Annotated in this window: 17 protein-coding genes; 14 read left to right on the top strand and 3 right to left on the bottom strand. The window is 38.4% G+C overall.

Going from position 1 to position 22,781, the window contains the following annotated elements; all coding sequences use genetic code 11:
- Positions 1-7: 7 nt before the first annotated feature.
- Genes NIS_RS01010 through NIS_RS00950 form a run of 13 tightly spaced genes read left to right on the top strand, consistent with a single transcriptional unit; the run spans position 8 to position 19,005 of the window.
- The gene (locus NIS_RS01010) at positions 8-2,665 is read left to right on the top strand and encodes a right-handed parallel beta-helix repeat-containing protein (RefSeq protein ID WP_012081565.1); all 2,658 of its coding nucleotides are present in this window, start codon (positions 8-10) and stop codon (positions 2,663-2,665) included.
- The gene (locus tag NIS_RS01005; RefSeq protein WP_012081564.1) at positions 2,655-4,925 is read left to right on the top strand and encodes an alginate export family protein; all 2,271 of its coding nucleotides are present in this window, start codon (positions 2,655-2,657) and stop codon (positions 4,923-4,925) included. Before NIS_RS01010 ends, NIS_RS01005 begins: the two co-directional genes overlap by 11 nt.
- Positions 4,894-7,182, top strand: coding sequence for a tetratricopeptide repeat protein (locus NIS_RS01000; RefSeq protein ID WP_012081563.1), 2,289 nt, complete (start codon positions 4,894-4,896; stop codon positions 7,180-7,182). Before NIS_RS01005 ends, NIS_RS01000 begins: the two co-directional genes overlap by 32 nt.
- Positions 7,170-7,901, top strand: a complete 732-nt coding sequence (locus tag NIS_RS00995; RefSeq protein WP_012081562.1) for a polysaccharide lyase family 7 protein — start codon at positions 7,170-7,172, stop codon at positions 7,899-7,901. The genes NIS_RS01000 and NIS_RS00995 overlap by 13 nt, the downstream gene beginning before the upstream one ends.
- 9 nt (positions 7,902-7,910) lie before the next feature.
- Positions 7,911-9,248 (top strand): hypothetical protein, encoded by a 1,338-nt coding sequence (locus NIS_RS00990; protein ID WP_012081561.1) that lies wholly within the window; start codon positions 7,911-7,913, stop codon positions 9,246-9,248.
- Complete coding sequence (locus NIS_RS00985; protein ID WP_012081560.1) at positions 9,241-11,484, top strand: tetratricopeptide repeat protein; 2,244 nt, start codon at positions 9,241-9,243, stop codon at positions 11,482-11,484. Before NIS_RS00990 ends, NIS_RS00985 begins: the two co-directional genes overlap by 8 nt.
- Before the next feature lie 23 nt (positions 11,485-11,507).
- Positions 11,508-12,392 (top strand): hypothetical protein, encoded by an 885-nt coding sequence (locus tag NIS_RS00980; protein WP_012081559.1) that lies wholly within the window; start codon positions 11,508-11,510, stop codon positions 12,390-12,392.
- Positions 12,386-13,702 carry a glycosyltransferase family 2 protein gene (locus NIS_RS00975; RefSeq protein WP_012081558.1) on the top strand — a complete coding sequence of 439 codons (1,317 nt, stop codon included), beginning with the start codon at positions 12,386-12,388 and terminating at the stop codon, positions 13,700-13,702. The genes NIS_RS00980 and NIS_RS00975 overlap by 7 nt, the downstream gene beginning before the upstream one ends.
- On the top strand, positions 13,699-13,881 hold the full coding sequence (locus tag NIS_RS00970; RefSeq protein ID WP_041353948.1) for a hypothetical protein: 183 nt from the start codon (positions 13,699-13,701) through the stop codon (positions 13,879-13,881). Before NIS_RS00975 ends, NIS_RS00970 begins: the two co-directional genes overlap by 4 nt.
- On the top strand, positions 13,850-15,667 hold the full coding sequence (locus NIS_RS00965; protein ID WP_012081557.1) for a polysaccharide deacetylase family protein: 1,818 nt from the start codon (positions 13,850-13,852) through the stop codon (positions 15,665-15,667). The genes NIS_RS00970 and NIS_RS00965 overlap by 32 nt, the downstream gene beginning before the upstream one ends.
- Complete coding sequence (locus tag NIS_RS09915; protein ID WP_012081556.1) at positions 15,664-16,629, top strand: HupE/UreJ family protein; 966 nt, start codon at positions 15,664-15,666, stop codon at positions 16,627-16,629. The genes NIS_RS00965 and NIS_RS09915 overlap by 4 nt, the downstream gene beginning before the upstream one ends.
- Entirely contained in the window at positions 16,626-17,591 is a 966-nt protein-coding gene (locus tag NIS_RS00955; protein ID WP_012081555.1) for a hypothetical protein, read from the top strand. The genes NIS_RS09915 and NIS_RS00955 overlap by 4 nt, the downstream gene beginning before the upstream one ends.
- A gap of 58 nt (positions 17,592-17,649) precedes the next feature.
- On the top strand, positions 17,650-19,005 hold the full coding sequence (locus tag NIS_RS00950) for a sodium-dependent transporter (protein WP_012081554.1): 1,356 nt from the start codon (positions 17,650-17,652) through the stop codon (positions 19,003-19,005).
- Between the two features lie 21 nt (positions 19,006-19,026).
- On the opposite strand, the gene trxA is transcribed toward NIS_RS00950, so the two are convergent.
- The 3 genes from trxA to NIS_RS00935 all read right to left on the bottom strand — a co-directional run bounded on the left by trxA (position 19,027) and on the right by NIS_RS00935 (position 21,345).
- Positions 19,027-19,395, bottom strand: a complete 369-nt coding sequence (gene trxA / locus NIS_RS00945; RefSeq protein WP_012081553.1) for a thioredoxin — start codon at positions 19,393-19,395, stop codon at positions 19,027-19,029.
- Between the two features lie 95 nt (positions 19,396-19,490).
- Positions 19,491-20,537, bottom strand: coding sequence for a potassium channel family protein (locus NIS_RS00940; protein WP_012081552.1), 1,047 nt, complete (start codon positions 20,535-20,537; stop codon positions 19,491-19,493).
- 28 nt (positions 20,538-20,565) lie between these two features.
- The gene (locus tag NIS_RS00935; RefSeq protein ID WP_012081551.1) at positions 20,566-21,345 is read right to left on the bottom strand and encodes a thiazole synthase; all 780 of its coding nucleotides are present in this window, start codon (positions 21,343-21,345) and stop codon (positions 20,566-20,568) included.
- A gap of 97 nt (positions 21,346-21,442) precedes the next feature.
- On the opposite strand from NIS_RS00935, the gene NIS_RS00930 reads away from it, so the two are divergent.
- The gene (locus NIS_RS00930; protein ID WP_012081550.1) at positions 21,443-22,681 is read left to right on the top strand and encodes a cation:proton antiporter; all 1,239 of its coding nucleotides are present in this window, start codon (positions 21,443-21,445) and stop codon (positions 22,679-22,681) included.
- Positions 22,682-22,781: the final 100 nt, after the last annotated feature.

The following is a 22,781-nucleotide window of genomic DNA, read 5'->3' as shown; positions in this document are numbered from 1 at the left end:
ATAGATGATGAAAGTTATAGTACTGCTGCTCATCGCTTTGGATCTAGTTGCGGGATATTGCTACTCCATCTTGACCAAAGTGGACAGCTCTACTCCAGTGAGTGAAAACTACTTTTACAATCCATACGCTCCGCCTCAAAAACGGTGTAATCTTTTTTTAAAACCTCCTCTTTTCCGTAAAGCCAATTTAGCCTATGTAGGCTGTTACAAAAAAAAGGAGCGCGCACAAAAAGCGCTAGAGACACTCCATTTTAACTTCAAAGATCCCAAAATTGTCTATCATAAAGTGTATGATGGCATTCCATATGTCATCTTTCCCCAAAACTCCTATCTCTCTTTAACAAAAGCAAAACACTACCTTCAAAATATCTACAGAAGATACACGCCCTACAATGTTTTACGGAAATTTCCGAACCGATTCTATGGAAACGGTATTGAATTGTACGATCTGGATAAAGCTGATTTCATCCCATCCATTAACCTTTACTCTTTTTATGCATTCCATAATCGAGGCAACAGAAAAATCTTAGTTCTTTATGATGGGGTATACAGTTTGGAGTATCTTTACAACAAACTCCAAAATCCTCGATTGATCAAAAAAGTCGATAGCAAAACATATGAAATCAATATCCCCATTTTTGTTTCATCCACAGCAAAACTTGTTATCAAAAATAAAACAGTCAGATTGCAAACCCTTCCAAAACCGATCTTTATCATCTACTATGGCAACCTCTATTTAGCCAATAGCAGATTTATCACATGGGACATGAGAAAAAATCGTTATTGTCCAAGAGAATATATTCCAAAAAGGAAAATACTGTATATCAACTATGAAAAACCAAGACCCTATTTTCTGGGGCTTCCTGGTTCAAAAAGCTATTTTGTCAACAATATATTCAATGGCCTTGGTTTCCATAGCACCTCCGCTACATTCGGAATCGGCCTGCTCTCACCCAAAAGACACGATTATATTCCCTACTCCCAGGCGATGTATTACTTCTTAAGTCATGCAAATGCACCTACTGGCGCCTATATCGGGAACGATATTTCCAACTCTACTATGGGTTTTTATACCAATGGAGCCAAAAATGCTATCTATTTGGGCAATTTTACATACAACAATACCATCTACAACTTTGACCCCCATGACTATTCCCAAAATCTCGTCATTGCCAAAAATCTGGTAATGAATGCAAAAATTGCACACGGTATCATCGTTTCTCGTGGCGTAGAGCACTCCTATATGGTCGACAATATTGCACTCAACAATCACTCCAACGGCTTGATGGTCGACAGGCTCTCCAACAACAACATCATCTACAACAATCTCTCCATAGCAAATGGTTTTATGGGCATATCATCCCAAGAAAGCAAAAATATCTTGATTGCCCACAATACTGTCATTGGCAATAACATCGACGGTATCATAATAAGAAATTCACTCCAGGTGGGAATACATCACAATACCATCCGTTACAACGGAAAAAATGGTGTAGAAGTTTTGGAGAAAAATATCGATGATATTCCTGGCAGAGATTTTCGTAGAGACCCCTATTTCAAGGCATCTTCTGCTGTTATTTCGCATAATGATATTAGGTCCAATTACAATGCAAACATCATGGTCAAAAACGGTGCTGCTGTCAAAATGTATAAAAACAATATTCCAAACTATCTTGGCATAGGAGGCGATCTGAACTTCTTTTATGATCGTATCATCCAACATAGAGGCTCTTTCACCCTTTATGGACTCGGTTTTCCATTCCACGCCCGTAGCAGCGATCTGTTAGAGCTCAATCCTTTTGCATATAAAGTCGCCAAAAAAATCTATATCGACATTGCCAATACTCCAAACGACTACTTTGGAACCCATCTTGCTGGACTGTATATTAACCGAGAAGCAAAAGAGTGGACAGATTTAGAACTGCGTAGAGCTAGCTCCATCCTCTCTAAAGGCGCCTTGACATTTCTGGGCTTCTTTTACCTGACACAAAGCAGACAGACGGGATTTTCTGATAAAGAAAAGAGTATCGAAGGACTCAGCTACATTATAGAAGATGCGATTTTAAGTGATAATGTTCTTAACTTTCATAGACTCGAATATCTACGCTTTTTCATACCAAATGGCGCTGACTTGATAGCAGAGGCATTTCAACGGGCAATTGATCGAATGCGTCAGGGTCGGTTGTTTAATGAAAGTGCGTATGAGCGGTGTCCTATATGCAAAAACTCTCTTTATAAAAAAAGAAAAATCCTGGCAGCATGGAAACTGTTTCGATACAAATTTCAGATGTCCAACGCTCCAACATTTTTGGCATACTGCAAAACTTTCGCCAAAGAGTTTACCATCTTCACAACACCTGTCACTATCTATTTTAAAAAGTTGATCAAAGAAGAGAATGCAATCAAAGAAAGTTTCAATCTTTACTACAGCAGAGTCTACAAACTTGCAAGAAAATATAAACTTTGTAAAAACTATCTCAAAAACCAACAAAGAGCGAAAATTCAGGGGCTCTCATTTATTCGAATGAAAAAGAAAAGGATTTTGCAATTGGTTGAACCGAAAATGAGAAAATATCTGCAAGAGATTAACCGATATCGTTTAAGAAAAATTGCATATGATACAGTGGTTAAAAAACTCACATTAGGGCATGATTATGAGAAATAAAATCCTTCTCTCTTTTTTTGCGGCATCGCTGCTGTATGGAAATGATACCTGTTACTCTGTTCAGCTTCTAAGCAGCAACAAACCTTTTAACTACAAAAGCTCTTTTCCCCAAGGGGCAAAAATCATGCATATCAACAGAACCTACACATTGCGCTATGGCTGCTTTGATCAGGTTAGGGATGCAAAACCGGCTCTAAGACGTTTAAAACGGCAGTTCCCACAAGCTTATATTGTCTCCACATACCGATACCGATTCAAAGATGGTAATTCACATACAAAATCCCTTCAAACCTTTAAAAAAGATTTGTACTTCCAGCCTGCCAATACAAAAAAAAAGCACCCATCCAGCCTACAAAAAGAAGAATCGAACATTGAGGAAGAGATCATACCAAGTCCACCTATCAAAACAATCGTTACACAAGATGCAACGCCTCAAGTGAGTGCACCAAAACAATCTATTCAAAAAGTGAGGAAAAAAAGCTGCTTTACTATTGATTTGATTGAGAGTCAAAACCCCATCGATAATGCCAATCTTCCTTTAGGGACAAAGATTATCCAAAAATATGGAATGTATATTGCCCAATATGGCTGTTTTGATACTGTCACCCAAGCAAAACCAACCTGGCAACGACTCAAAAAGGAGTTTCCTGAAGCTATCATCATCCCAACTACACAAGAGATCGTGGAAGAAACAACTGAAAAACTTGGTCCAATTCATAAACGATTCCAAACCATTCACACTCTATCACCATTGCAACAAAAACCAAAAAGCTCCCTTCCCAAACCATCCTTTTATAAAAAAGTCCCTACAGCTCATACCAAACAAAGCAACTGTTCTTCTGAAACAGAGAAGAACATCGTTGCATGCAGAGATAAATGCATCGAAAACAAAAAGAACTACCCGTGGGAAAACATCGATCTTGATGCAGTAGAAAGTTATGTAAATGCATTGGTAGAACAAAGAATTCCAAAACTCACTATCCCAAAATCTTCGACCAGATCTCTTTCTCATATCTTAATTGGCAATGAAGAAAATACCACGTATCCTACACCACAAGAAAAACTCAATTTCTACACTACAGCTTCTCTCAACATCAACTATGGTCAAACAGACACCAACGGAACCAGACTCGATAATCAATCATTAACAGTTACTGCAGGGCTGAAATACAAATACTACTTTCTCCCTTTGTGGTACTTTTTTACAGACGATAGAGCACTTCTATATCTTTCAAAAAGCAAAGCGGAAACAAAATTTGATGTCAAAGAGCTTTACATCAGTAGCGATGGACTCTTTGACAATCAGGCCAATTTTCTGATCGGAAGAAAATATCTCAAAGACAAACGAGCATGGTATTACAAAACCTCCCTCGACAGTGTCGGGATATTTAACAAACATGATCTTTTGCTGTATGAACTCTATGGCGGTACACGACTTACTGACAGTATCGTTTTCAATACTGGAGAAGATGAGTCATTAGTCAATCTCAAAGATACAAAATTTCTCATTGGACATCTCAGCTACGAATACCTCAAAGACAATACTATTGAAGGCTTTTACATTCACGAAGATGGCAACCTCAAAAATGCAGATTGGGTCGGTATTCGTATGCAAGGAAAGATAGAGCGCTTCAATCAGGACAAAATTTCCTATTGGGCAGATGTAGCACACGCCAATGGCTCCTACAAAAGATTGCGCACTATCACCACTTTTCCACCCATCACTATCCAAGAAAACAAAAAGATACAAGGTCTTGGATTTGATATCGGAGGCAAATACACCTTTACGCGATACAACAGCGCAATCGCAGCATCTGTAGCATATGGTTCTGGTGGCGGCAATCTCTATAGGCAACCCTCACTAACCAACAACAGATCCAACTACTTAAGCAAAGATATCTCATTTAGACGTTACGGCTCTTTTTTCAATCCAGAGCTCTCCAACATGTGGATCAGTTCAGTCTACTTTGTCCACCATCTGTGGGGGGATCAAAACAAAACAGCTATTGCAGCACTGCACAATTACATGCAAGATAAAGCATCCTCAACACAATATTTTGCATCCCCTTATACCTATGCGCCAAACGGGAAAAAGAAAAATTTAGGGAGTGAAATCGATCTGATTCTCCACTACGATCTGTTTGACGATACATACTGGCGCTTTGTCTTGGGCTACTTTTTTGGTGGAGAAGCCTTTAACAACAAAGCATCAAAAAAGGATGGTTTGAATGCACAAATCTATTTTAAATATCTTTGGTAGCAGCTTTCTTTTACTGCTGCTGTTTGCAGGATGTGCCAACAAAGATGTGGCACAAAAAGCGTACCGCAATGGTGACTATGAAACAGCTTTTGCTATCTGGAAACGAAGAGCGGATGCAGGGTATCTCGATGCCAGCATCCATCTAGCCAATATTTTGTATAAAACAGGAAAAATCCGAGATTACGCATCATTTATCCGTCTTGCTCAGCAGGCTTACAATCAAGGCAATAAAAAAGCAGCTTTTTTACTTGAAGATATCTACATTAAACAAGGAAATCTGCAAAAAGCCTTTTACTGGATGCAAAAAGGGGACTTAACTCTCTCGAGCCAGCGAGATTTTCAAAACCATCTCTATCTCGTTCGCCACTTCCTCACCTCATTTTCTGATCAAAAATATTTTTTGGAAACTTTCGAAAAGATAGCTCAAAACAATCCCTTGGCAGCATACGCTTTGGCAAAATTCTATAATGACCCCACCAACCCCTTTTATGCTCCAAAAAGAGCACTCTATTTTTACAAAATCGCCTATGCAAGTGGAAACATAGATGCCGGTTTGGGACTGGCACGGTTATACGCATATCAATATCACGATGAGGCACAAGCACTCAAAATTTTAGGAGAACTGGTTGCGCAGAAAAACGCGCGGGCAGCTTATGAGATAGGCAATATCTTTTACCAAAAGATGCAAAAAAGCTTACAAAGCTACAATCATCCATGCATCACCACACATTTTCAAAAACCAGATCAATTTTATGTCAAGAAAACAACCCTGTTCAAACTCCAAGAACTCTATATGCAAAAAGGAGTCGCTGTTTGGTATCAAAAAGCTTATGATATGGGATACAAGGCAGCCATGCTTCGACTCATCGCTTTCGATATTGATCAAAAACGGCTTGGAACCCCAAACAGCTACTCCAAAATGACCCCTCAAGAGGCGGAAGATTTTCTACTCTCCTATCCAGACAGCAGCCCAAAACCAAAACTGCTTTTAGCTCGCCTCTATACCGCTTATCCAACGTTAGGAAAAACAGAACTGGCTGAATCAATCTACATAGACTATATGGATCAAAATCTCACAGATGCAGAGTGGAAGCTCTATCAGCTCTACCGTATCAAAGGTACAAAAAACTATCGCGCACAAACCTATCTGCAAGACCTTGTCCAAAGAGGTTTCAAACCGGCTCTTATCACATGGGCTTACCAAAATCTTCTTGCAAACAAAGAAAAAAGGCATTCATACAAAATCCTTCTTGATGCGGCGCAAAAAGGAGATGTGAATGCAATCAGCTATCTTTATACCCTTCAATCAAAAGGAATTATTAAAGATGTTCCGATCTTTGAACTCTTAGAAAAAGCATGCGAAACCGATCCTTTGAATTCATCGATTGATTTGCAATTTGCAGCGTATTATCTGAAAAACAACAAACTGACTCAAAGTGCGACCATTTTTCAGTACTACGCACAGCACAATAATGACAAAGCCCAATTCCATCTTGCTCAAATCTATAAAAATCTTTGCAAAGTAAACCTGCAAACATACTGGCTCGAAAAAGCAAAAATGCACAACAACAGGCGTGCACAAATCGAGTATGCCTCTTTGGTGTTTGATGGATTTATCGACGGAAATATCCAAGAAACCGTACATATGTTGGATACGTACGCCCAAGAGGGTGACATCCTTTCAGCTAACATCCTCGGCGATGCCTATGCAGAGGGAAAAGGGGTAGATTTCAATCCAAAAGCGGCCATTTACTACTACACTTTGGCTATTAAAAATGGAGATGGCAACGGATATATAAACATAGCCTCCCTTTACGAAAAAATCAATATCGATCATAGATACGACAATATTATAGAAAATATGTATCTCAAAGCGATCTCTGCACATGCCAAAAATGCAAAAGTACTGTACGCGCAGTTTCTTGTCAAAAAAGGAGCAATCAAGAAAGCCAAAGAGCTTCTCTTGAGCGATCTGCGCAATCCAAAGGCAAAAGTGCTTCTTTATAAAATTACAGGGAAAAACTACTATTTGCATCAAGGACCACTAACCGACAATGGTAGACTCCTGTTGCAATACGCCGCATCCATTGCCAAAAAGTCTCGTAAAAAGGCTCTTTTGTATGCTTTTAGAGCACATCTGTGCAATACGCCTTCCAGCGGAAAACTGACATATGATCTGATGCGTTTTATCAACGATTCCAAAACAATCAAGCGAATCTACGAAAAAGCAAAAAGGTATCCTCGATGCACCAACTAAAAGTTTTGCGAGCACTTTGGATATTATCAGCTGTCTGCATATCCCTTTTTGCCCACGATGCGCCCTACGCTATACAAAAATTTAGGCATGTTTTAAACCATGCAAAACTGCAAGCTCCTAAAAGCCATTTTGACCCAAGATGGAGTGTTCCATATGGGCAGTTTCAGTATTTTGCAAATCGCTACTTTTATCTCCAAGATGCGAGATTTATGACCTTTTTCATGTGCGGGAAAAAACATCGCAGCGAACTAAGATTCAAAGAGGAGTGGAGAGTAGAGACGAAAGTTCCTAAAATAATCCGTGCAAGAGTCTATCTTTTTCCTCTTGATCAAAAAAAGGAGTTTACATTTTTACAAATACATGCAGACTCCCATAGAGCAGGAGACAATGGGAAAATTATTAATAAGCCTCTTTTGAGACTGACATGGTGGAAAGAACAACATAACAAACATGATCATCTTTGGGCAGTGATCCGACTCAGTGCAGATCCTGACAAACAGCGATATGAAAAGATCGATCTCGGAAAGAGACCAAACAGTTTTTTCGATGTTTCTATAGAGGTGAAGCGATCTCGTATGAAAATCTACATAAACCACATGCTCAAAATCGACAAAGATGTAAGCTACTGGAACGGTTTTTGGAACTACTTCAAAGCAGGTGTCTATCTGCAAGGAGACGGATGCGCAAAAGTTTTGTTTGATTCATTAACAATGAAATAGAGGAACTTTATGCAATTGCACGAAATTTTATCTCAATCAAATATCATCGCCATAGAGGGAAAAAAGAAAATAGGCAAACTTACTTTTGCACTCTTTTTAACGCAAGAGATCCTGCCATCATCCAATATTTTACTCATCAGTGCGCTTGAAAAATCTCTTTTTCAAAAAAGAGCGACCATTTTGAAGTCATTGCATCTTCCGGTATTGGACAAAGCTTTTTCGCACATGCAGACACTGCATGCCAAAAAAGATATCAATCTTTTCAAATTTAAATATGGAATCGACTTTTTTATCGAAGATATCAAACGCGCCTGCCAACAAAGCGATGCCTCCCTCATCATTCTTCACAAAACCGAACTTTTACTGGAACATTTTAGCAAAGAGGACATCAAACTGTTTATAGAAGAGATAGCATCCTTTTTCCAAAAAGAGAACAAAAAAGTTCTATATACATACGATAGCAGCGCCAAAGAGATAAGCGATAGCATCGAAAACTTCTCCGATATCACTTTTTTCATAGAAGCAACAGAAAACAACAGAATCGTTACAATCAAAAACTCCCTTCTTCCAAGCAATACCAGAAAGTATCGCTTCATTTTAGAAAAAGAGACATTGCGTCTTCTCCCGTTTCGTGAAAAGACGCCACATATTGCCACTACCGCAGCCACTTCCAATGAAATTGTGCTCATTACCAGCAACAAAGAGATTGAAATGTTGCATCGATATCTTTTTCATTCCTCTTCTTATAAACTTTTTGTAACCGACTCAGTAACCTATCTGTTAGAAAAGATTTTAGACAACCCGGCCCTTTTAATCTACAATCCAAAAGAGGAGACATTCGATACAAATATTTGTCAAACCATTCGCAAACACCACCTTGCTTCAAACCTAATCTTCATTCTCAACAAAAATTTTGTCCGCTATGAAGATCGCATGATCGCCAAAAAAGAGGGATGCTACGAAATCTTGCCCAAGAACTTTATTTTTAAAGAGTATATTATGGCAATGGAGCAGGCTCTTGGAAACTATTTTTATTCAACATTGATCGAACAGCTGCCTAATGCCAAAGAGGTATATGAGTATAAAAAATTTCAAAATGTACTCACCTCCTATCAAAAACAGGGCATATTTTTTACTCTTGTTCATATGAAAACCAAAAGTCCTCAAGCAATCAGTGCAAAAATTCGAAACAACGATATTTTTTTCCAAGACAATCAAAACCTGTATATAGCGTTTTTGCATATACGAAAAATACACATTGACAATGTGCTCAAAAAATTTGATAATTTTGAAATAGTTTTCATAAAAGAAGCGTATGAACTGGATGTAAAGGATATCCGTGCTTAAATTCTTGCTTGTTATAGTGCCGCTCTATCTGTTCGCTTCCTCCATCACTATAGATTCAAAAGCGTTAGAGGCCGAAATAACAAAACATCCTGAGGATCAAAATCTCAAAATTTTACTTGGAAAATACTATTTTGCACATGACAAGCTTCATAAAGCAAAAGAGATCTTTCAATCCATAAAGCAAAACAGCATAGCACAATCGTATCTTAAAAAAATTGCGGCACAAGAGCTATACCGTCAACTCCATACAAAATATGGCAGCGATGAAGCCATTGTTACTCATGTTGAGGACAATAATGTTTTGATCAAAATTTATCCCTTTATGCAAAAACAGCTTTCATTACAAGCAAAACGCAAACTTGCCAAAGCTTTAGTGGCAACGCATCATTATAAACAAGCGCTGCAACTCCTCAACACACTTCCAAATTCACCACAAAAAGAGCTTCTGCTGGCACATCTTTATGAAGGAATGAAGGAGTACAAAAAAGCACTTGCAATCTATGAAAGGCTCTACCAAACAGACAAAATCGATGCACAAAAACTCCTTGCGCTTTATGAAAAAACAGGTGATGTGAGCGGATATAAAAAAGTTTTGGACAGTTTAGAAAAAAGAGGCGAAGCCACATCCAAAGAGCGGGCCACATATCAAAAACTGTTGCAAGAAAGTATCAGTTATTTGCAAAAACAATACCAGCTCCATCCCTCCTGGGATAGCCTCTCTCCACTCTTTTGGACGCTCTATGATAACGGAAAAATCGATAAAGCTATCCATCTTTTACAAATCCATCTCAAAAAATACCGAAGCGACCAGAAAGCTTTAGAACTGTTAGCAAACGTCTATAGCTGGCAAGGAGAGCCTCAAAAAGCGATATCTCTTTTACAAAACTCCCCCTCCTCTTTCCAAAGAGATCACCTATTGGCAAAACTCTACGCACAAAACAATCAAAAAGAGAGGGCGCGCAAAATATATAAAAAACTACTCAAACAATACCCAAACAATACAACTATTCAAAAAGAGTATAATATCCTCACAGGTAATATCGATACCCTTCTTGCATCGTACCAAAAGAATTTTGCTACCAAACAAGATAGCGTCTCTGTAGGAAAACTAGCAACGCTGTATGCCAAGAAAAATCCCCAAAAATCGATAAAGCTTTTGCAAACATATATAGAAAAACACCCCGATGCACTCGAACTTTATCCTCTTCTTGCAAGACTCTATCTAGAGCAAAAAGAGTTTTATAAAGGATTTAGTCTGCTGGAGTACTGGGCAAACAAGAAAAATACACCTCAAGCCAAACTGCTTTTGGCAAAGAACTATTTCTATTTTGGGTTCAACCAAGAAGCGCTCAACGTTTTGCAAGAGATTTTACAGCAAGAGCCCCGTTTTCAAAAAGCTTTGGCGCTTAAAGCCCAAATTTTAAAAATCAACCCTCGTTATCTTATTTTAGATCAAACAAAAAGCAGAGCACAGACACTGTTGGTGTATGCTGATAGAGCATATTTCAATGGACTCTATCAGGATGCCATCGACTACTATAAAGCATATCTTTTTTTAATGCCAAAAGATGACAACGCAAGAGAGCGATACGCTTTTGCCTTGGAGTATGCCAAAGAGTATGCCAAAGCGGCCGGCGAATTTTTTCATCTTCTTCATAAAAAAGATCCTCTTGTTCATTACCATTACGCTTTTAATTTACAAAAAATGGGGAAACTGAAAAAGGCAAAAAAAGAGTATGAAAGCCTATTGCGATCTTTCCGAGAGGTGCCCGATTTCATAAAGCAATTTATCCAAGAATGGAAAAAAGCATGGGAAAACAGGGATATAAAAAAATATAAAACGTTTTATGACCCACACTCTTTTTCTTCTCAATGGCTTGCAAAAAAACGGCACATTTTCCAACAGGCTAAGTTTATACAGGTACACCTCTATGAGCCCCGCTTGGTAAGCCATAAAGGCAACCTCTACACCATTCGGTTTTTTCAAGAGTATACCTCATCCAATAAAGAGGATAAAGGATATAAAACACTCACCCTTCGATGCAAAAATAAACAATGCCTCATCGTTGCCGAAAAATGGGAAAAAGGAACATATACACCACAAAAGGAGCCCTCTTCGCTTCTCTTTTTTGTCAAACAAAATCTAAATATTCTCAATAAGCAGCTACAGAACAGAGAAACAGACCTTGATCAACTTATCCAAACCTATAAAAAAAAAACGCTCAACCTCAGATAGCGCCAGGCCTTAAAAAGGTACCGATGAAAGAGGTAGAGGTACTCAATACAACCTATCTGCAAAAAGCAAAGAAAGTTTCCATACTTCTTCAACAGGACAAACAGAAGCGGCAAGCAGATAACAAAATACCAAAAAACAATGCATTGCAATATCGTTTTTATATGCTCAATGACAATCAAGGCACCCATTTTACAACCAGTACGCTTATACTAAAAAAAGAAAGATTATGGACAATATTCAGCCAGGCATATCTCAACAAGGAACTCGAAACTTCCTATGGTGGATTAAGACTATGGTACAACAACATCAAAGGCTTACTCTTATATGATCAAAAGGAAAAAAGTATTGGATTTGATTTTGAGTACCAATATGATAATTTCACTCTCTCTTTGCAAAGAAAAAATCTTATTTATTCAAAACAGACAAAATGTTCGGCAAAAGAGATGAATAACCGTATTGCGCTATCACACTATCTCCAACTTTCGCCTTTTAGAGGTTTATGGTATTCGCTAGCTTATGAAAAGATGAAAAAAAACAGCGCTTTTACACCGCAGTTCGATTGGGAGTATTATGCTAGAAAATACAAAAATATTCTTTTTGTTCTGGATATGAATGGATGGTATCAGTTCAACACTACGCCAAACAAGTGCTACTACTCTCCCCAAAAAACAGACAGCACTCTTTTGGCGCTGCGCTCCTATGTGCAACTGCCTAAACAATCTCAAATACGCATAGAAATTGCCAAAGGATACAGTTTTTGGGAAAAAAACTCTTTATACAGTTATCTTTTGGAATATCGCTACAAAAATATGAATGCACGATGCAACTGGAGTAACGCTTCATCTAACAATCAAGGCAGTAACTACAAAAGTATCGAGTGCCGTTTAGAGATGGGGGTATCATGGTAAAAACCGTATTTATTATTTTATTGAGCCTTTTTTTGATTGTTACACTGGGCATCATCTTATATTCGTTTTATCAATATTACATACTCTTTAACTCTATGTTTATAAAAATCGGCTATGGCATCATTCTTGGATTTACTTCTCTTGTCATTTTTCGCTATATGCTGCTGCTCTTTTTCTCCATTTTCCGTACAATCCAAAGAAGTGCCGAAGAGACCTATCAAATCGATCCAAAACAGCGGTATCCTAAGGTCAGTGTTATCGTGCCTGCCTATAACGAAGCAAAAACAATCGCCACTTCCATCTCCTCTTTGTTGACACAAAACTATCCCAATTTGGAGATAATAGTTGTGGATGATGGCAGCAGTGACGAGACCTATTTTAAAGCAAAACAGTTTGAACACAATGAATTTTGCAAAGAGATTCGGGTATTTCGTAAAAAAAATGAAGGAAAATCCAAAGCGATCAATTATGGAATAGAGCGCTCAACCGGCGAGCTTATATTTGTTATGGATGCAGATTCAAAAATATCGCAAAACGCCATACTCCTTTTAGCACGTCATTTTGAAGATCCTGATATCGCAGCTGTCGCGGGGAGTGTATATGTAAGTAATCAAGTCAATCTTATCACCAAACTGCAAGCGCTTGAGTATATTGAAGGACTCAATATGGTTCGTAACGGCCAGGCTTTTTTAAAAGCTGTCAATATCATCCCGGGACCCGTCGGAATGTTTCGAAAAAATGCTCTATATAATGTGGGACTGTATGATCATGACACTTTTGCTGAAGATTGCGATGTAACCTTGAAACTAATAGCAAAAGGCTATAAGATCGATTTTGAGCCTGAAGCCGTAGCATACACAGAAGCACCGGAAAATCTTTTGGATCTCATCAAACAGCGCTACCGATGGACAAGGGGAATTTTACAGGCTATTCGAAAACACCGCAATCTTTTATGGAATTTCAAAGAAAACACCACCGCAAGCATGGTCATGTGGTATATGCTGTTCGAATCTCTCTTCTGGCCTTTTGCCGATATATGGGTCAATATTTTCGTACTTTACTGGGCAGTCACTTCTGGTATGAGTATTTTTATTTTTTACTGGTGGAGTATTTTTACCATACTAGACGTTGCAGGAGCGCTCTACTGTATACTCCTAACAGGAGAAAAACTTGGACTTGTCTTTTATGCGGTCTATTATCGTATCTTTTTTATCGAAACGATCAATTTGGCTAAAATATTTGCTAGTATAGAAGAGTTTATGGGTATTCAAATGAGTTGGGGCAAATTGGAAAGAAAGGGGCATTTATGAATCTTGTCGGTTTTTTGTCGATGCTTATCCTCATCATCAGTATTATTACGATATCATTTGGTATCATCGCCTACTTTCTATATAAAGCTAGAGAGAAAAAACGCAATTTGGCACAAAAGAGACTGACATACGATGAGGTATTGAATAATGAACAAAGCACATATATCTTTTTCGAATAGATATCCTCTCGATCTGATTTTTGCTGTTGCTCTTTTTCTTTTTTTTATCGCTGTACTCTTTCATTCGCTCGTTCCAAACTATTCACATCTATTCAATCGGTATCTCTCCACTCTACCCAAAAATGCAAAAGTCTATTTTTTAATATCCGACAAAACGATCGATTTTTTAAATAGACGAGGATTCGATAGTCAAACCTATATAGAGAGAATGAAACTCGTCCAAAAATACCTCACAGATGCAGGCATCTCTTATCAAGTAATCAATGAAACCAAAATCCCGTCTTTACATCGAGGAGATGTACTCATTGCTCTTGATACTATCAACCTCGCTTCCAAAACGAAAAAAGAGCTTCTATCCTTTTTGGAACAAGGGGGAAGACTTCTTTTTAACTACCATTTTGGCTATTTTCAAGATGGTAAATATCAAGGGGATCATCTCATACATACTATTACCGGCCTTCGAGCTTTGATGGAAGTGAAGCATAAAACAGATCTGTTTATCACGCCAAAACTCCTTAGTCCGGTAGCTGGTGATTTCCAAAAAGCAAAAACCTTCGATTATATTTTATATGATAATGTCCCTCTCTTTCATTCCAATCAGATTCCCGACGCCGTTATGTCCAATTGGAATGCAAACTCCACTCCAGTTTTGGAAGGAAAACAGCTCGATTTTTTTGATGCAGGAGTCGAGTGGCACGGCACTTACAAAAAAGGAACATGGATCTATTTCTCTTTTCCTTCCTATACGCTTACTGATAATAGTTTCAACATGTTTTCCTATTTTGTCAAAAACGCTTTGCATTTTTTGAAAGAACCTGTAACAGTCACTCCTTATCCATATCTTGACAAGCAAAAAGTTGTCTTTATTTCAGAAGATACAGAATACCAATACCAAAATCTTGAACACTTTTCTCAACTTGCCAATCAAAAAAAGATTCATGTCACCGCCTTTTGTGTCGGATATCTTGCTGAGAAATATCCCAAAATCACAGCCGATGCGGCACAAAACCCCTATCTTGAAATAGGTTCGCACAGCTATTCCCATACAAAAATCATAGGCACACCGCTCAAAAATATGGAGCGAGAGATTTTGGGATCAAAACTGCTATTAGAAAAAATCACGAATACCAAAGTGGTCGGTTTCAGGCCTCCTAGAGAAGAGATCGACGACAATATGACCAAGATTCTTATAAATTCTGGATATATTTATACGATGGAAAAACACAAAACATACATCTATCCACAACAGGAGTATCCAGGCCTCATTACTCTTCCCCGACATGGAACGGATGATTATGAATACATTATCAATCTTGACTGGAACAAAGAGAAAATTTTAGAACAAATTATCAAAGAGACGGAGTTTTTAACAAGATTGAATATTCTCTATACACTCAGTGTACATACCCATCTGCTGACTTACGGCAGCAATATTGAGATACTTTCAAAATATTTTGATTATCTCAATCAACACCCAGATATTACTCCGCTAATGGGAAAAGAGATTGCCCTCACTGCAAAAGAGCTAAAAAACATTCAAATCACAACAAACTACTCGGTCAATAAGATCTTTGTTCAAATCACTAATAAAAATGATAAACAAGTTCACCATTTTCGCTTTCGTATCTACTATCCCAATATCACTCTCCTTTCCCATCCGACAGCTGAAATTATAGGTATTCGAACCAAAACAGTCTCCAACAACAAAAAAGAAAAATATATGGATATTGAGGTTTCTAAACTGATGCCAAAATCAACACTCAATATTATCTTTGATTACCAATGAGAGTACTACTGCTTCTTCTTCCTATGTGGCTCTTGGCCCATCCGCTCAATATCACGAAAATATGGCTCGATTTTGATCAAAACAGAGCACATCTACGCTTTGTCATTTTCAATATCCACAATATTGACAAAACCCACAGTGCCGTTGCAAACCATTTGCACATTCAAGGATGTACCCTGATCCCTCAAAAAGTAGAGATTCATAACGAAGTGGTCATCAATGCCTACTATAAACTCCTTTGTAAACCACTCCATAAGCGCAAAATTACTTTCGATCTCTTTTTTGATCAAGATCCTACACAACAGGGTGTGTGCAAAATCACTGACCATAACAAAATCGATCTGCTTATCTTTTCACCAAAAAAGAGAACATATACTATTCAAACATTTACTCCGCAGACCCATTTTGCAACCTTTTTGAAAGAGGGGATCCGTCATATTTTTCAAGGGACCGATCATCTTCTTTTTCTACTCTTGTTGATCATCCCTATCATTTTCAAAGAACGCTCCTTCTTCAAAGCTTTCCTGAAAATTTTTGCCATTGCCACTCTTTTTAGTATCGCCCATTCAATCACGCTATTCCTGAACGCTTTGCATATTCTCACTCCACCTCCTCGTCTTATAGAAGTCCTTATCGCCATAACCATCCTCTTAACGGCACTCAACAATTTATATCCTCTTGTGCAACGAGAGGGATTGCTGGCATTTGGATTTGGCTTGATCCACGGTTTTGGTTTTGCAGGCGCTATGCAAGACCTTCATCTGAGTATGAAAAATTTTATAATGAGTGTAGCGAGTTTTAATATTGGCATCGAAATCGGTCAATTCCTTGTCATTTTGGCCCTATTACCTTTCCTGTGGTTGATTCGATCACACAAAGTCCTATTTCGTTTTATTTCATTGAGTGCTATGATCATAGCGTGTTACTGGATCGTACAACGTTCGCTGGGAGATAGTCTATGAAACTCGTTTTACTCTTGATAAGTTCATTGATGGCTTACGCATCGATTATAAGCGTAGGAGAGTTCGAAGTATGTTATAAAAAAAATACAATTGCTTATAAAGCCTCTTGCAAACATCCAAAAGAAGTGAGCACTTTTTTACAAAAGCAGATGCCAAATGTCAATAGTGTTACGCTTTGGATTACTCACGATTGGCAAGAGGATTGGTATCCGGCAAAAACGGTTACAAAAATGATAAAAAAAGGGTATGTGCCACTTTTTATCTTTTACTATTTTGGAGATTTAATCAGTCCCGACTATGTGAAAAAACATCAAAAACGATACCTTTATACTCTCCAGCGTTTTATTCGCTACCTTCAAAAAATCAAAGGGAAAAAAATTGTTGTCCTCAATCCAGAATACAACGAAAACGGAATGAGCAACAATACAGATTTTGATCTATTAAACACCATTTCCATCATCAAAATAAAGCAACATGTCAAAGATGCTCTTGTAGGGCCATGTGTTGGAGATTTCGGTGACTATAAAACAATCAAAGACCTACAAAACTGGAACACTTTTGAAAACTCTTTACACTTTAGTGCAAAAGTGGCAGATTTCATCGCTTTTCAAGAGATGCGAGCACTGACACGAAATAGCAAAAAAGAGATTTTGCTAACACCTCAACGGATCAAAGCCTTTGCCAGCTTTTTATACCAAAAATATCACAAACCAACCCTTTTGGCCTATCTGGCAATATCAAGTTATCATGATAGCAAGCTACAAAGTGATGTTTTAAGAAAATGGCGTCATATTTTTCCAACAATGCAACACTTTTTAGGATTTGGCTGGTTCAATCTTGTGGACGTTCCAACCCATACAGGTTACTTTGGTGAAGCAGAAAAACATTGGGGTGTCATTGAAGCAGATGGGGAAAAAAAACCATCCTTTTTTATCTTGCAGTCATTCGATCTCAAAAAATAGGTGCCCCACTCTTTATAATGATTGCTATAATATCGAAAACAAAATTACAGGAGAGATCTTGAAAATACAAAAATTTAGCAAGATCGGGTTTATTATGGCTGCGGCGGGAAGTGCTGTGGGCCTAGGTAATATATGGAAATTCCCCTATATGACGGGTGAATATGGTGGAGGTGCGTTTGTCCTTGTCTATCTCGTAACGATCGCTTTCATAGGATTTTCTGTCATGATTGCCGAGATGCTCATAGGTGCACTTGGAAAAAAAGATACGGTCAGCTCTTTTGAAGAGTTGGCGCCACCTAATAAAAAATGGTGGAAATATGCCGGCTTCATGGGTTTTAACGGTGTTATCATCATGACATTCTACTCAGTCGTTATAGGTTGGATTCTCTATTATCTTTTCTATGTACTTCTGCAAGGTCTGCCATCCGATACTCAGACTGCAAAAAATATCTTTTCCGATTTAGTAGGGAATGAGATCTTGGCGCAAATATTTTTCCATACCGTCTCTGTTATTATCGTCGGATATGTGGTCCATAGAGGAATAAAAGGCGGCATCGAAAAAGTCAACCTCATCTTGATGCCCGCACTCATGATCATACTTTTTGGTCTTTTAGCCTATGCTTCTTCGTTGGAAGGTTTTTCCAAGGCTTTGGCCTTTATGTTCGAACCAAAATGGGACAAGTTGAACTCTGAAGCTTTTATCCGTGCCATTGGACACTCTTTTTTCACTCTTTCTCTCGGTATGGGTGCTATCATGACCTATGCTGCCTCTTTGCCAAAAGATGCGAACATTACAAAAACGGCATTTATCGTTACATTTATGGATACGCTCATTGCACTCGTGGCAGGACTTGTAATTTTTAGCTTTTTGTTTCAATTTGGCGCCAAACCTGGACAGGGACCTGGCCTTGTTTTCATATCTTTACCAACAATTTTGAACAACTTTGGAACTTTGGGTATATTTTTCGCCCTTCTCTTCTTTCTTGCCTTGGCTTTTGCGGGCCTAACATCAGCAGTGAGCCTTGTAGAACCAGTGGTGCAGTATCTCATCGATAGATTTAATGTGACACGAACAAAAGCTGTCGTGATTACGAGTATTATCTATTGGCTCATCGGGATAGCGGCACTTCTTTCATTTACAAACAGTTGGGGAAAAGTTTTTAGTATTGGGGGCAAACCGCTTTTTGACATTTTAGAGTTTACAACAGACTCGATACTTCTGCCGCTCGGTGGATTTGCAATCGTTATCTTTGTTGGATATGTCCTTCCCAAAACGCAAGTACAGACTCATCTACAAAAACCGGGAGAACTCACTGGAAAACTCTACTCTGTTTGGTTATTCAGTATCCGCTACATCGCTCCGGTCGCCCTTGTTTTTATGATGCTCAATCTCTTGGGCATTGTAAAAATATGATCATTGGGATAAGGCGTTGCCTTATCCATTTTGCTCTTGCTGTGCAATCTCTTCTCGTACCTTATCCATATCAAGCTCTTTAACTTGACGGATAAGATCTTCCAAAGCCTCTTCGGGTAAGAGTCCTGGCTGCATAAACAGTACGATACCTTCTCTAATGATAGCAACGGTTGGAATGGAAGTGATGTTGAAATGAGCTGCCAAATCTCTTTCTTCTTCCGTGTTGATCTTTCCAAAAAGTATTTCCGGATGTTTTTGGGAGACTTTTTCGAAAATTGGACCAAACTCTTTACAGGGACCACACCAAGGTGCCCAAAAGTCAAGAATCACAATATCATGTGATGCAACCTTTTCGTTGAAGTTTTGGGATGTCAAATTTTCCAAGGCCATAGTAGTGTTCCTTTACATATGAAATAAACTATAATTATATAATAATTATGCTTATATTGAAATAGATGCCGTTATTTAAAATTAACTAGGTGGATTTAAGAAGTCATAAGTTCTTTCAATTTCCTGATCTCTTCTAAAGAGCCAGAAACGATCAATATATCATTTTCTTGCATTTTCATTTCTCGTTTAGGATTGTACAGCGTCTCCTTTTTTCTTTTCAATGCAATAATAAGAACTTGTGATAGATTTCGCAAAGGGAGATCTAAAAGACGTTTTCCATGCCATTTGGAAGTAACGATCACCTCATCAAAACCGATCCCTTCATGAATGATCTTTTTTTCAAACATATCTTCCAAGAAGTGAGCGACTGTTGGCCGTATCGCCTCATAAGCCAATAATTTGCCACCAAGATACTCTGGTGAAATTGCAAAATCGACTCCAATATGTTTGCATTTTCGGATAAATTCATGATTTTTGCATCTTGCAACTATTTTAATTTCAGGTTTTAAAAATTTAGCGGAGACAGAAGCAAGAAGATTGATATTGTCATCATGAGAAAGCGCAAAAAGATACTTCGCTTTTCTTATGTTAGCTCTCAAAAGAGCCTCATCTTCGATACAAGAATCTACTAAATGATACATCTCTCCAAATCGAGAGATAAATTTTTCTACCGCCTTTTCATTTTCCCCGATTACAACGAAAGGAATTTTACTCTTACGTAGCTCATCAATGACATAAGGGGTATAGCCTTGAAAACCTTCGCAAACTATCGCGTGATCTTTGAGATTTTTAATATTTTCTATCATTTTTCTTCTTTTCCACTTTTCATGCAACTCTCTATCAAAAAGATATGCGGTCAATTTGGAGAAAATATATCCAAAAAGACCGATTCCCAATATCGATATGACAATAGTAAAAATGCGGCCTTCAACGGTATCTATATGAACGATTTCGCCATAGCCTATAGTAGATACCGTTATAAAAGTCATATAAAGGTAATCTATAGGGCTATGTTGCCATCCATCAATCTTACCATATCCTATAGTCCCTACAACAAAGACAAAAAGAAGCATAAGGATGGCGTTCATCTCTTTTTTCAAAAAGACTAGAATATCTTCTATTACATAACGCCATCCATCCATTACGAAGCCTTAATAGATCAAGTATAATTTAAAATTGTATCATCCCCTCACTCGGACTGGAAGCTGTTGCATACGGTTTTTTTGGAATTCTTCCCGCTAGATAGCTCATGCGACCCGCTATCACCGCATACTTCATCGCTTCAGCCATTTGAATCGGATTTTTTGCCTGAGCGATTGCCGTGTTTGTCAGAACTCCATCAGCTCCTAATTCCATCGCGATCGCCGCATCACTAGCGCACCCTACTCCTGCATCAACAATTACCGGGACATTGACAGCCTCTTTGACAAAAACCACATTGTATCTATTTTGGATACCAAGTCCACTTCCAATAGGAGCTGCCAGTGGCATAACTGCTGCAGCTCCGGCATTTTCAAGTTTTTTCGCCGTGATCGGATCGTCATTGGTATACGCCATGACAGTAAATCCATCATTGGCTAGTACTTCACACGCTTTGATGGTTTCAATCACATCGGGATAGAGTGTTTTTTCGGTATCGCCTATGATCTCCAGTTTAATGATATCGATGCCCGTTGCTTCACGAACCATTCGAAATAGCGTAATCGCTTCTTCGGCTGTCGTACACCCTGCACTGTTTGGCAAAAGCTGCACGTCACTATCTTTGAAATAGTCCATCAAATTCTCTTTATTTGGATCGGTGATATTGACTCGTCTTACCGCAACAGTGATCATCTGAGCTCCACTGGCAATAGTGGCATCGTACGTTGTTTTGAAATCTGGATATTTTCCGCTTCCTACGATCAGTCTACTGGTGAACTCATACTTTCCAATTTTCAAGATATCAGCCATTTGCACTCCTAATAGGATAGATTTTGTCTTATTCTACTTCAAACTGACATGATTGTCAAAAAGCTTTCATTTATCTATAAAAAGTTACAATCATTGTATGAACGAACAGTTTTTAGGCCAATTTCTTCTTTTGTTGGCACTATTGTTTGGTCTTACCTATTTTTTATCGGGCTTTTTGGAAAAGTTCAAAATTCCAGGGATTTTGGCTGCCCTTTTCGTAGGTATGGGTATCCATTATACTCCAATGGGAACAGTAGTGCAATCTGGACTATATGGCTATATTTTAACGCTTCTTGCAGATTTTGGTGTACTTTTTTTGCTCTTTTTCATAGGGTTGCAGATTGATATGAAGGAGATGAAGAGTCAAAGCGGCGATATCATTCTCGCAACCCTACTCAATACCCTCTTTCCTTTTTTGATAGGTATGGGGATTATTCTTTATCTAGGCTATGGATGGCTCATCGCTTTTGTCATTGGTCTTACAGGCATGCCGACTGCCGAAGCTGTGATAGTTCCTATTTTGGATGAGTTCAACCTTCTCAGAACAAAAGTAGGCAACTATATCGTTGGAGCCGGAGTCCTTGATGATGTCATAGAGGTATTTTTAGTCGCCTTTGTCTCTGTATTGATCGGAATGGAAACAGGGATGGCACAAAACAAATCGCAAGAGGTCATGGAAATTTTGCTCGATGCTCTCCTTTTCATTACAGCAGCCTTCATCGCCAGGAAATATATTTTATCGCTTCTGGCAAAATGGACACAGACGACAGTCGTCAACCGTATCGTTTTAATGATACTCACTCTTTTGGTATTTGGTGGTTTTGCCGAGTATAGCGATCTTGGTCTTGTCATAGGTGCGATTGTCGCTGGTATCATCATCCGCCCAATATTGAACAAAGCAGGTGATATAGGTGAAAATGCAATACAAGCTGTCAAAGCGGTAAGTTACGGTTTTTTTGGAATTCTTTTTTTTCTTTGGATAGGGATGAGCGTAGATCTAGAAGGTCTCATCAAAGCTCCACAGCTTGCAATATTACTTTTTTTGGCCGCTTTTATAGGAAAATTATTAGGCATTCTTCTTATGGCTTTTATGAAAAAACTTACCTTCAAAGAAGCAATAGCTATCGGGATAGGACTCAATGTAAGGCTCACTACTGAAATAATTGTTGCCAAGTTGCTTTTTGATGCGAAGATCATCGACACCCATCTTTTTACAGCTCTCGTAGCCGCTTCCAGTATTTCAACACTTATCGTTCCCCTTATATTCTCCTTTTTGGCTTCGAAATGGAAAGGGGCATTGGCAGGAGTGGTTAAAAACAACTACATAGGTACATAGGCACAAAAAAACAGGTCGGTCTTTGTCAATAGCAAAGGCTCCATATCAAAAAGCAAAGAGTACAAATGTACACGCATCACCCTAAGGAATCTATTTTTAC

Origin of the sequence: Nitratiruptor sp. SB155-2 (assembly GCF_000010325.1) — a bacterium.
Taxonomy (GTDB): domain Bacteria; phylum Campylobacterota; class Campylobacteria; order Campylobacterales; family Nitratiruptoraceae; genus Nitratiruptor.
This window is presented reverse-complemented; position numbering and strand designations above follow the sequence as displayed.